This is a genomic window from Sphingobacterium sp. InxBP1 (assembly GCF_026191775.1).
GTDB lineage: Bacteria > Bacteroidota > Bacteroidia > Sphingobacteriales > Sphingobacteriaceae > Sphingobacterium > Sphingobacterium thalpophilum.
This window is the reverse complement of sequence record NZ_JAINDX010000039.1, coordinates 172,551-183,939: the sequence shown is the minus strand read 5'-3', so window position 1 is coordinate 183,939 and position 11,389 is coordinate 172,551. Positions and strand designations below refer to the sequence as shown.

Below are 11,389 nucleotides of genomic sequence, written 5' to 3'. Positions count from 1 at the left end.
GAAATTTATGGATAATCAAGATATAAAAAATAGGTTTGGAATCATCGGTAACTCACCGTTATTAAATCGTGCGATTGACATTGCCCGTCAGGTGGCTCCAACTGATATTTCTGTATTAATACAAGGTGAAAGCGGTAGTGGTAAGGAAGTTTTTTCACATATTATCCATCAATTGAGTTCCCGTAAGCACGGTCCGTTTATTGCGGTAAACTGTGGGGCCATACCAGAGGGGACAATAGATTCTGAATTGTTTGGTCATGAGAAAGGTTCCTTTACTGGAGCCCACGAAGCCCGTAAAGGATATTTTGAAGTTGTCGACGGGGGTACAATCTTTCTGGATGAGGTAGGTGAATTGCCTTTGGGTACTCAGGCGCGTTTGTTGCGTGTCCTGGAATCCGGTGAATATATCCGTGTGGGCTCATCCAAGGTACAGAAGACCAATGTGCGGGTTGTGGCAGCGACCAATGTCAATATGTTTGAGGCAGTACAGAAAGGCAAATTTCGGGAAGATCTGTATTATCGTTTGAATACTGTGCCTTTGCGTGTCCCGTCGTTGAGAGAACGTCCGGAAGATATCAATCTACTTTTCCGAAAATTTATCGTGGACTTTTCGGAAAAGTATCGGTCTCCGGGAGTGCAGCTAACGGAAGATGCCCAAAATATGTTGCGTAACTACAGCTGGCCGGGGAATGTGCGTCAGTTAAAAAATGTTGCCGAGCAGATCGCTGTTTTGGAAAAGGAGCGTGTAATCGACGCGCATACCTTGCAGAATTACCTTCCCAACGAATCGCGTACTAGCCTGCCGACTTTGGTGCCTTCGAATAAAGGCGCGAAAGAGGACTTCTCAGAAAGAGATTTGCTCTATAAGGTCTTATTTGATATGAAGAAGGACATGGTGGATCTGAAGAAGCTTGTTGTGGAGCTTATCCAAAAAGGAGTGGACGCCACGACTTTCGACCAAAATTCTCCTTATATCAATCAGTTGTACCAAGAGATCGAACCGCAATTGAAATCTGATCCCGAGAATTACGGACTTGCACCTACATTGACCATACATTCACCCAATAACAACCCTGCGAATGTGATCAAGGGATCTGTGGCACAGGACGATTATCTCCAGGATGCTCAAGAGGTAGAAGAATCTTTGTCATTGATCGACAAGGAGTCGGACCTTATTAAGAAGGCCTTGAAAAAGCATCGGGGCAAACGTAAGGCGGCAGCTCAGGAATTGGGTATTTCTGAACGTACTTTATATAGAAAAATTAAAGACTTAAATTTAGACTAAGGTTTTACACATGGTGTCAAAAAGAATATTATATACCCTATTGACGGTGGTCTTCCTATTCGTCATCAACAGCTGCGGTGTGAAGTACAGCTTTACCGGAGGCTCTATTCCGGAAGGAATGAAGACGGTGAACATCCAATATTTTGAGAATATCGCTCCGCTGGTGTATCCGACCTTAAGTCAGAATTTTACAGAAGCTTTAAAAGAACGTATCCGGAACCAGTCCCGGTTGAGCCAGGTGAATCAGGATGGCGACGCTACCTTTGAAGGTTTTATTACTGATTATACGATCAGTCCTGCTGCTGTGGAGGCCGGTACCGACCGTGCAGCCATGAATAGATTGACCATTACCGTAAAAGTTTCTTATCACAATAAGATCAATCCTAAAGATGATTTCGAGCAGCCTTTTACGCGGTTTAAAGAGTTTGCCGGTAACTTACAGAGTGCACAGGAAGAGACTTTGGGTAAAGAAGTAATCCAGATGTTGACTGAGGATATTTATAACAAGGCATTTGCCAATTGGTAATCCTGTTCTAAACTGAATGTATATGGCATTATCCAATCATGAGCTTTTTTCTCAGGTGATCAATCAGCCTGGGGCGGTTGAAGAAGATGTGATATTGGCTTTGATCGAGAAATATCCTTATGTCCAAGGCTTACGGTTTGTCTACGAGCGTAAAATTTTTGAAGAGCACAAAGCTGTTCAGAATCTGTCATCTACTCTACTATATGCTTCTTCACCCAATTGGCTGTATGAATTTATGCATAGAAAGCCGGCTACGCAGACTGCATCGGCGTCTATGGATAATGTGTTGGAAGATGAGGATCGTATTGCTGAAGAGCGGATGCAGATCCTAGGTGAAGAGGCCGAGGTTGAGGTGGTGGAGATACTCGATGCCGCGTCTGCCGTTGAGGCTGCTACAGGGGCTGAGACAATCCCGGCAAAAGGGGATATTGATGAATTGGATCGTCTGATCCAGGCGGGCGTGGCCCAAGATTATTTCCGTTCGGAAGAACAGTACAGAAATACGGAGCAACAGCATAGCGAGGCAGAAGAGCCGCATAAAGAAGCAGAAAACCAATCCGAAGTTTCCACTGTGGAATCTGGGGATGCAGCTGTAATCCCTTCTGCAACAGCCACGGGCCAAGAACGCGTATCTGTATACGATGATGATACAATGCCGTATAGCTTTCTGTGGTGGTTACATAAGACGAGACTGGAATACGCAGAGACTTACCAGCCCTATGTCAAATCACCTCTAAGACGAATGACGCCTTCCCATGATGATATTGCAAAGATTCATGAGAAATTAGACAGCCAACTCCTCGATCAGCAGATCCGGGAAAATATTTTCCATCTGCAGTCACCAGAAGCCAAACTGAGTGATGCCGTGAAAACAACGATCGCCTTTCAGATACCGCGCAAAACGGATGAAGTGATTGAAAAATTTATTCGTGAGGAGCCTATGATCCAGCCGTTGCAGGCTGAAAAGCTGGATTTGGAAAACAAGGCGCGGAAAAGTTCGGAAGACCAATATTCTCTGGTGACGGAGACTCTGGCCAAAATCTATACTGAACAAGGTTTATATCCTAAAGCGATAGAGGTTTACAAAAAATTAGTTTTGAAATATCCAGAAAAAAATGCTTATTTTGCGGCACGCATAACAGAATTAGAAAAGAAATTAAATTAATTACATAAAGAGATGCAAGGATTATTAATCGGTCTTATCATATTAGCTAGTATTATTTTAGCGTTTTTAGTTTTAATCCAAAATCCAAAAGGAGGGGGGTTATCGTCAGGCTTTGCCGGAGGTACTAACCTGATGGGGGTAAAACGTACAGGTGACTTTTTGGAGAAAGGTACATGGATCATGGTCATTGCCATTATGGTATTCAGCCTAGGTGTAAATATCCTTGGTACATCCCCGAGCACGTCGAAAGGTGGATTAGGTGGTCAGATCGAGGCGCCTGTGCAGCAAGGTCCATTGAATCTTGGAACTCCGGCACAGAAACCTGCAGGTGCGCCAGCCGGGCAAGACAAAGCTACTCCAGCGCCAACAGAAAAGGCGCCGGCTTCTACTTCAGAGACGAAGCCAGCAGAGGCTAAGAAATAGTTAATGACACAAAGATTACGAGCCCTGTCCATAAGACAGGGCTTTTTTTTGTATTGATGTCCTGGTTGTTGATTTGAAAGACTGTCAGCAGACAGTGACAGGCTGACAGCCCAATGACTATTTGCGGCTGATAGTACCCAGTTTTCGATGAAAAAATGTCTTATGCCAGGTCTTATTGACAATTGGCATAGAAGATGATGTGTCTATAACGATTATAACATAAAAATAAATTCAATAACAGATAAAAAGTAAATTAATTATGGCATTAAGTATCAAACCTATCGGAGACAGAGTAGTAGTAGAGGCTGCTCCAGCAGAAGAAAAAACAGCTTCAGGGTTGTATATCCCCGATACAGCAAAAGAAAAACCATCTCAAGGTACAGTTGTTGCTGTAGGTACAGGTAAAGTTGACGAGCCGTTAACTGTAAAAGTTGGTGACAAAGTATTGTATGGTAAATATGCCGGTACTGAAATCACTTACGAAGGAAAAGAGTACTTAATTATGCGTGAGTCCGATATTTACGCAGTTATCTAATTAAACTTTAAAAATCATGAACTCGTTGTAGTTCAAATCAATCAAAAGGTTATTGTATGATCGAGTAGTGAATACTCATAATACTAAACATCAAATAAAAATGGCAAAACAAGTAAAATATAATGTTGAGGCTCGTGAGGCCCTAAAGAAAGGTGTAGACACTTTAGCAAATGCGGTTAAAGTAACATTGGGTCCTAAAGGACGTAACGTAATCATCGAGAAAAAATTTGGTGCTCCAGTGATTACTAAAGATGGTGTTTCGGTTGCGAAAGAAATCGAATTAAAAGACGCTTTGGAGAATATGGGTGCTCAAATGGTCAAAGAAGTAGCTTCCAAAACAGCAGATCAGGCTGGTGATGGTACAACAACCGCTACTGTATTGGCACAAGCTATTGTTGCACCAGGTATCAAATCTGTGGCTGCAGGAGCAAATCCAATGGATCTAAAACGTGGTATCGACAAAGCTGTGGCTACTGTGGTGGCTAACCTTAAATCACAGTCACAAGAAGTTGGTCAGGATAACAACAAGATCAAACAAGTGGCTACCATCTCCGCAAACAACGACGAAGTAATCGGTTCGTTAATTGCAGAAGCTATGCAAAAAGTGGGTAATGACGGAGTTATCACGGTTGAGGAAGCAAAAGGTACTGAGACAGAAGTGAAAACTGTGGAAGGTATGCAGTTTGACCGCGGATATTTGTCGCCATATTTCGTTACAAATTCAGATAAAATGGAAGCGGAATTGGATAACCCTTACATTTTGATCTACGACAAGAAAATCAGCAACATGAAAGAGTTGTTGCCGATTTTGGAAAAACAAGTTCAAACAGGTAAGCCATTGTTGATCATCGCTGAAGATTTAGACGGTGAAGCTCTTGCTACATTGGTTGTGAACAAAATCCGTGGATCATTGAAAGTTGCTGCTGTAAAAGCGCCAGGTTTCGGTGACCGTCGTAAAGCCATGTTGGAAGATATCGCTATCTTAACCGGTGGTACAGTAATCTCGGAAGAAAGAGGTTTCAAACTAGAAAATGCAGAATTGTCTTACTTGGGTCAAGCAGAAAAAGTGCAAGTGGACAAAGACAATACTACAATTATCAACGGTTCTGGTAATGTAGAAGACATCAAAGCACGCGTTGCTCAGATCCGTTCTCAAATCGAAACGACTACATCTGATTACGATCGCGAGAAATTACAGGAGCGTTTGGCAAAATTGTCAGGTGGTGTAGCCGTATTATATGTAGGTGCAACTACTGAAGTTGAGATGAAAGAGAAAAAAGACCGCGTAGATGATGCTTTGCATGCTACTCGCGCAGCTGTGGAAGAAGGTATCGTTGCTGGTGGTGGTGTTGCTTTCATCCGTGCTACCGATGCTTTAGCTGATCTTAAAGGTGAAAATGAAGATGAGCAAATCGGTATCGATATCATCAAACGTGCTATTGAAGAGCCATTGCGTCAGATCTGTAACAACGCAGGTATCGAAGGTGCCGTTATCGTTCAGAAAGTAAAAGAAGGAACTGCTGACTTTGGTTACAACGCGCGTGCTGACCGTTATGAAAACTTAATTTCTGCCGGTGTCATCGATCCAACTAAGGTGTCTCGCGTAGCATTGGAAAACGCTGCTTCTGTTGCTTCCATGTTGTTGACAACAGAGTGTGTCCTTGCTGACGAAGCAGAAGAAAACCCTGTAGGTGCTGGTGCTCCTCCAATGGGTGGCGGTATGGGTGGTATGATGTAAGATCATCCTGCTATATGATAAAAGAGGCCCATCTGAATACCAGATGGGCCTTCTTTTTTTTTACCGGTTACGCCGGTAGCGTCTATGATATTCATCGTAATCATTCGGAGAGTAGTTTTCTTTAGGTCCCCATTCTTGCAATTCATTATTAAAAAAATGCAACCAATTTCTTCTCACATGTGTGGAGTCTCCTCCGATGATGTATTCATAAATTTCCAAAACCCCATCGTCATATTTTTTTGAGGCTACGACGAGGTTTGGCTTTCCTATTTTTTGGATAACTTGCTGTTGGTTCATACCTACCTTGATGTTGGTGAAATCCATTGGCCTCATTAACTCGCAGCTTCCGAGTAGCGCAATAAAGGCAAATACGATAAATGTAATGGAGTAGTTGTTTTTTAACATAAAGTTTTGGCCTATTTCTTTGGCGAATATATCTTAAATAGTTGATATTAATTGGATGTAATATCAACTATTATTGAGTGTTTTTATCGGAGGATTGCGTTTTGTGTTATATTACTGGAGATATTGACTTTTTTTAATGTATAACGCTCATCTGTTTTAGTTTTTTATTTAAAAAATTGACTTTTGGCAAATTGTCAGTATCCCTTTGCCGTGTCATCACCCCTCGGATCTGCGCCCGTTTGCAGTTTGCCATTCGGGAGAATAAGGATGTTTTCAACGCGGCCTACTGCGCCTCTGGGATGGATGGCATAACCATCTTCTGTCAACTTTTCACGGACTGCTGAATGGATGGCATCGTTTTCTACATCGATACGGTCTGGCAGCCATTGATGATGAAATCGCGGTGCACTTACAGCCGATTGTGCATTTTGGCCAAAATCTATGACATTTAAAATGGTCTGGAAAACAGATGTAATAATTGTGGAACCTCCGGGGGTGCCGACGACCATAAATAGTTTGCCATCCTTTTCGAGAATAGTTGGCGTCATGGAGCTCAGCATCCTTTTTCCCGGCTGTATTTCATTCGCCTTTTCTCCCGTTAACCCATACATATTGGGTACACCGGTTTTAATGGAAAAATCGTCCATTTCATTATTCAGCAGGAATCCAGCTCCGTCAACGATGACTCCGGATCCATAGGAATCGTTGAGTGTCGTTGTTATGGAGACTGCATTTCCTTCTTGATCCACGATGTTGAAATGCGTGGTCTGTTCGCTTTCATAGCCAGGGATGGCATCGGCACTGACATCTTTGCTGGGTGTCGCGTTATGGAAGTTAAACGGAGAAAGTTTGGCAGCATTTGCAGCGGAATCTATTAGTTGCTGTATGGGGACATTGATAAAATCGGGATCCCCTAGATATTTTGCCCGATTGGCATAGACCCGTCGTTCGGCTTCTACCATCACCCGTACCGTGGAATCGGTCTGAAAGCCCCAGCTACGCAATGGAAATTGTTCAACTGACTTTAATAAGGCCAATAGAGAAGTTCCGCCGCTGGATGGTGGTGGCATTGAAACCACTTTATGGCCACGGTAAGTCGATGCAATCGGATCACGCCAGATGGCTTTATACTCCGCTAGATCCTGATGGTTAATCAAGCCATTCCCTTTTTTCATTTCAGCTACCAGCAGGTCTGCGGTTTTGCCCTTATAGAAGCCATCCCGACCCTGATTGGCGATTCTTTCCAATGTACTGGCCAGTTGCTCCTGAACAAATAGATCACCCGCTTTCCAGACCCCATTTTTAATTATTGCAGGACCTGTGGGATTGAGCTTGACAAAGCGATCTTTATGAGCTTCAAATTCGTCAGCTTGTCTTTTGCTGATCTTAAAGCCTTTCTTTGCAAGCGTCACAGCAGGTAGAATAAGGTCTTTCCACGCGAGTTTACCATATTTTTGATGCGCCTCCCACATCCCGGCAACTGATCCCGGTACACCCGATGCTAGCCGGCTATACAGGCTAAGTTCCGGAATGACGGCGCCTTGTGGATCCAGATACATATCCTTATGAGCTCGGCTGGGTGCGGTTTCACGAAAGTCCAGTGCATCATATCTGCCTTGGTGATCGCGGTAAAGCATGAATCCACCGCCGCCGATATTTCCGGCGTTTGGATAAACTACTGCAAGGGCAAACTGGACGGCAACAGCGGCGTCTACGGCATTTCCTCCTTTTTTCAGAACCATAACACCTATTTCAGAAGCCAAGGGATGGGCAGTGACTACGGCAGCCCTGCTGAAAGTGAGCGCTTTATCTTTACGTATGTCAGGCTGCAGACGAGTACTGGAACAGGAGGTAAACAGCAAGGCTGTTATCATCGAAAAAATAAATAGTCTTTTCATTTTAATTTCTCATTGTTCCGGTGACGGTCGGCATCCCGGATAGATTTCTTTTGCAGGTTGTTCTCCAGTGCCTCGGTGAGGTCAATACCAGTTTGGTTTGCCAGACACATGAGGACAAAGAGTACATCGGCCATCTCATCGGCCAGGTCAATATCTTTGTCGGATTTTTTGAATGACTGCTCCCCATATTGCCGTGCCATGATCCTTGCGACCTCGCCGACCTCCTCCATGAGTATGGCGGTATTGGTTAATTCGTTGAAATACCGAACACCGGTGCTATTGATCCATTTATCGATTAGATCCTGAGCTTCTTTGATTGTCATGTTGTGTATTTAATCGGTTTAAAAATTGTCTTTATCCTTTGTATCCATAATTATGGTGACTGGGCCATCGTTGAGTAAATTGATTTTCATGTCAGCACCGAAAACTCCCAGCTGTACTTGTTGATTAATCAACTGCGATAGCAGTTTAGCCATTTCTTCGTAAAGCGGTTTGGCCATATCCGGTTTAGCCGCCCGTATAAAAGAAGGTCTATTGCCTTTTTTTGTCTGGGCAAACAGGGTGAACTGGGATATCAGCAAAATATTCCCACCGATATCCTGAATGGATTTGTTCATCAGTCCATGTTCGTCTTCAAAGATACGTAGGTTAACAAATTTTTGTCCTAACCATTTCAGGTCTTCCATCGTGTCGGCTTCTTCTATTCCCAATAAAATCAGCAAGCCCTGCTGGATCTGTCCCGTCATTTGGCTATCGACAGTGCAGGAAGCATGTTTTACTCGTTGTATGACTGCGCGCATAATAAAAAGTATAGGGCCAAAGTTAAAAAATCAAATGGTCAAAGCCATAGCATCTTAAATTTATGTAGCCCCCAACGAAAGAGCCTCCTTTTCTGTGCAGGAAAAGGAGGCTCTGTTGTGACGGACAGGACCTTTTAAAACTTAATATTTAAACCAAGCATAAAATTGGTGGGAGCCTGAGGAAAATAGAAATTATAGTATTTTCTGGTATCGCCCTCCATCCAACCAAACGTATATCCGCTGGTCTCGTATTTCTCGTTGAATATATTGTTGACCTGGAGACTGAGGCTGATATCCCGGATGCCAAAGGCAGTCAGGCTGTAACTTGTAAACAGGTTGTTCACAAAGTAGGAGGAGATGCTTCTTTCTTTTGCCGATGAATTATCAAGGTATTGGCGACTCACATATTTGGATAACAAGGAAAAGCTCAGCCGTTCAATCGGGCTGTAGGAAAAATTGCTCGACAGTATGGTATTTGGAGAAAGAGCAATATTCGTTTTCGGATAAAAGATCTTAACATCACCAATGACTTCTTCAAAATCGTTTATCTTGTTTTGGCTGATGGAGGCAGTAGCTTTCCAGTTTAGCTGTTGACTGATGTTCCAGGCTCCGTCGAATTCGAGGCCTATTCTATAGCTATCCTTAACATTCTGGCGGATCGGTGCGCCGGTGTCACTGATTTCTCCAGTGGGTATCAGCTGATCTTTATAGAACATGCCATATCCGTTGAGCCCAATATTGAATACTGTATTGTTAAACCGGTAGCCCAGTTCGATATCCTGCATTTTTTCGGGTGTTGGATCGGCCAGCTTACTGTTTTTCTCTATAAAGTCCTTGCGTACCGGTTCCTTCTGTGCAAAAGCATAAGAAGCATATAGATTGGAATACTCATTTAAAAGAAATGTTGCACCAACTTTCGGATTCAGGAAATTAAATTTTGGATGGTAATCATAGTTTTTCACTTTGTCATCATCTCCATACATCTTGTAATTGACATTGCGGTATTGGAGGTCGGCCATCAAAATCCATTTACCGAATTTATAATCCAGCTTCAGGAAGTTGCTAAAGTCATTTTTTTGCGATTTTCCGAAATAATATTTATCGTCCAGAAAACCTGTCGAAGCGTATTGCGCCCAGATTACTTCGCCATAATGCTTGCCTTTATATTGATTGTAGGCACCACCCCAGATAATTTCCAGGTGATCATTAGGTTTGTAATTCAATGCGTAGGTAGCACCATAGAAGTAGTTGTCGAGCCATCTTCTTCTGACAAGATTTGTAGATTTTATTGTATCGGTTCCCAAAATTACATTAGGCAGCCCATATTTGCTAAATTTTTCATCTTCTCTGAATTCTTCATAATAGCCATAACCCCGAGTATAATGCAGAGCTGCATTCAATGTGAACTTATCATTCAATATATTGCTATAATGGAGCTGGTGATGCTTTTGAGTATAATTGTCCGTCTGGTTTTTATAGGTGTAGACGTTATAGTTCCTTCCGGCATTCATAAACCGGTCTTTTTCAGCTCCCGATACCCCCAGTCCATTGGCTGCATAATCGTCCATCCGGGATCTGTCTCCGGTAATTAAAGGCTCAGGGACGCCGTTCCAGGCTTGGTAGGTTTTTTCTTTTCCCCAGAATACGATGCCTTTTAAGGTATGCTTTTTGCCATAGTAGCCGCCGTCGAGATAAAAGGATTGTAGATCAGAAGTGCCCCGTTCGATATATCCGTCGCTGCTAATCCTGGAAAGTCTGGCGTTGAAGGCAAATTTGTCGTTGATCAATCCTGTTCCCAGCCTGACCGTGTTCTTCCAGCTGTTGTAGGAACCGAACGAGTTGTTCAATTCAGCGTAAGGTTGCTCGACCAGTGTATTCGACTGAATATTTAAAGATGCTCCAAATGAGCCTGCACCGTTTGTCGAGGTCCCGATGCCCCGCTGCACTTGAATGCTCTCTGTTGAAGAGGCGAAATCAGGAAGATTGACAAAGAAGGATCCCATGCTTTCGGCATCGTTGAGAGGGATGCCATTTAAGGTGACGTTGATCCGTTGGTTATCCGATCCGCGGATGGTCATGCTCGTATAACCTATTCCCGCGCCAGCATCAGAGTTGACCTGAACCGAGGGTGTCTGATTTAGGAGATATGGAATATCCTGCCCAAAATTGTTGCGGGAGATGTCTTCTTTTGAGATGTTTTTGAAGGTTGTGGGGGCATTTTTTCTGGCGCGGGTAGAAACCACAAGCACTTCTTCGGTACGGATTGCACTAGGATTGAGCTGAATGGTCATTTCCAGATCACGGTCAATTGTTAGTCTCTTCTGCAAGGTTTCGTATCCAACAAAAGACACGCGGACCGCATACTCGCCATTCTTGATATTATACCATTTGACAAGGCCCTGCTGATCCGAATTGCCAGTCAAAGCTGTCTGTCCGTCTATAACTATAGACGCCTTGTGTAATGGTTTTTGGTTGTTTTTGTCTACAACTTTAATGGTCAGATTGTGCTGAGCAACAGCATATTGGCCAAAAACAGTAGCTAAAGCGCTACAAATCAAAATTTTGATCATGTTGATGTATTTTGTTTAAGTTAAACAAATCGTAACAAGGGGTT

General features: G+C 43.2%; 11 protein-coding genes. 6 read left to right on the top strand and 5 right to left on the bottom strand.

Features of this window, described 5'->3' with window-relative positions:
- The first annotated feature begins 7 nt into the window (after nt 1–7).
- From K7A41_RS03905 to groL, 6 genes are all read left to right on the top strand, one after another.
- Nucleotides 8–1,285: a sigma-54 interaction domain-containing protein gene (locus tag K7A41_RS03905; protein WP_028070714.1), complete on the top strand. Its 1,278-nt coding sequence runs from the start codon at nt 8–10 to the stop codon at nt 1,283–1,285.
- Between the two features lie 10 nt (nt 1,286–1,295).
- Nucleotides 1,296–1,811 carry an LptE family protein gene (locus K7A41_RS03900; RefSeq protein ID WP_028070713.1) on the top strand — a complete coding sequence of 172 codons (516 nt, stop codon included), beginning with the start codon at nt 1,296–1,298 and terminating at the stop codon, nt 1,809–1,811.
- 22 nt (nt 1,812–1,833) lie between these two features.
- Nucleotides 1,834–2,976, top strand: coding sequence for a hypothetical protein (locus tag K7A41_RS03895; protein ID WP_265712687.1), 1,143 nt, complete (start codon nt 1,834–1,836; stop codon nt 2,974–2,976).
- A gap of 12 nt (nt 2,977–2,988) precedes the next feature.
- Entirely contained in the window at nt 2,989–3,399 is a 411-nt protein-coding gene (gene secG / locus K7A41_RS03890; protein ID WP_028070711.1) for a preprotein translocase subunit SecG, read from the top strand.
- A 259-nt stretch (nt 3,400–3,658) separates the two neighbouring features.
- The gene (locus tag K7A41_RS03885; protein WP_028070710.1) at nt 3,659–3,934 is read left to right on the top strand and encodes a co-chaperone GroES; all 276 of its coding nucleotides are present in this window, start codon (nt 3,659–3,661) and stop codon (nt 3,932–3,934) included.
- A 100-nt stretch (nt 3,935–4,034) separates the two neighbouring features.
- Nucleotides 4,035–5,672 (top strand): chaperonin GroEL, encoded by a 1,638-nt coding sequence (gene groL, locus K7A41_RS03880; protein ID WP_028070709.1) that lies wholly within the window; start codon nt 4,035–4,037, stop codon nt 5,670–5,672.
- Between the two features lie 60 nt (nt 5,673–5,732).
- Here the strand turns inward: groL and K7A41_RS03875 are convergent, their stop codons facing one another.
- From K7A41_RS03875 to K7A41_RS03855, 5 genes are all read right to left on the bottom strand, one after another.
- On the bottom strand, nt 5,733–6,077 hold the full coding sequence (locus K7A41_RS03875; RefSeq protein WP_265712686.1) for a hypothetical protein: 345 nt from the start codon (nt 6,075–6,077) through the stop codon (nt 5,733–5,735).
- Between the two features lie 194 nt (nt 6,078–6,271).
- Complete coding sequence (gene ggt / locus K7A41_RS03870; protein ID WP_265712684.1) at nt 6,272–7,975, bottom strand: gamma-glutamyltransferase; 1,704 nt, start codon at nt 7,973–7,975, stop codon at nt 6,272–6,274.
- Nucleotides 7,972–8,298 (bottom strand): nucleotide pyrophosphohydrolase, encoded by a 327-nt coding sequence (locus tag K7A41_RS03865; protein WP_028070706.1) that lies wholly within the window; start codon nt 8,296–8,298, stop codon nt 7,972–7,974. The genes ggt and K7A41_RS03865 overlap by 4 nt, the downstream gene beginning before the upstream one ends.
- Nucleotides 8,299–8,316: 18 nt before the next feature.
- The gene (dtd, locus tag K7A41_RS03860) at nt 8,317–8,775 is read right to left on the bottom strand and encodes a D-aminoacyl-tRNA deacylase (protein ID WP_265712683.1); all 459 of its coding nucleotides are present in this window, start codon (nt 8,773–8,775) and stop codon (nt 8,317–8,319) included.
- Between the two features lie 134 nt (nt 8,776–8,909).
- Nucleotides 8,910–11,345 (bottom strand): TonB-dependent receptor, encoded by a 2,436-nt coding sequence (locus K7A41_RS03855; RefSeq protein WP_265712682.1) that lies wholly within the window; start codon nt 11,343–11,345, stop codon nt 8,910–8,912.
- Nucleotides 11,346–11,389: the final 44 nt, after the last annotated feature.

What these genes read in the sequence shown, in the direction of transcription:
- K7A41_RS03905 (WP_028070714.1), top strand. Translation starts at nt 8, where the DNA reads ATGGATAATCAAGATATAAAAAATAGGTTTGGAATCATCGGTAACTCA.
- K7A41_RS03900 (WP_028070713.1), top strand. Translation starts at nt 1,296, where the DNA reads ATGGTGTCAAAAAGAATATTATATACCCTATTGACGGTGGTCTTCCTA.
- K7A41_RS03895 (WP_265712687.1), top strand. Translation starts at nt 1,834, where the DNA reads ATGGCATTATCCAATCATGAGCTTTTTTCTCAGGTGATCAATCAGCCT.
- secG (WP_028070711.1), top strand. Translation starts at nt 2,989, where the DNA reads ATGCAAGGATTATTAATCGGTCTTATCATATTAGCTAGTATTATTTTA.
- K7A41_RS03885 (WP_028070710.1), top strand. Translation starts at nt 3,659, where the DNA reads ATGGCATTAAGTATCAAACCTATCGGAGACAGAGTAGTAGTAGAGGCT.
- groL (WP_028070709.1), top strand. Translation starts at nt 4,035, where the DNA reads ATGGCAAAACAAGTAAAATATAATGTTGAGGCTCGTGAGGCCCTAAAG.
- K7A41_RS03875 (WP_265712686.1), bottom strand. Translation starts at nt 6,077, where the DNA reads ATGTTAAAAAACAACTACTCCATTACATTTATCGTATTTGCCTTTATT.
- ggt (WP_265712684.1), bottom strand. Translation starts at nt 7,975, where the DNA reads ATGAAAAGACTATTTATTTTTTCGATGATAACAGCCTTGCTGTTTACC.
- K7A41_RS03865 (WP_028070706.1), bottom strand. Translation starts at nt 8,298, where the DNA reads ATGACAATCAAAGAAGCTCAGGATCTAATCGATAAATGGATCAATAGC.
- dtd (WP_265712683.1), bottom strand. Translation starts at nt 8,775, where the DNA reads ATGCGCGCAGTCATACAACGAGTAAAACATGCTTCCTGCACTGTCGAT.
- K7A41_RS03855 (WP_265712682.1), bottom strand. Translation starts at nt 11,345, where the DNA reads ATGATCAAAATTTTGATTTGTAGCGCTTTAGCTACTGTTTTTGGCCAA.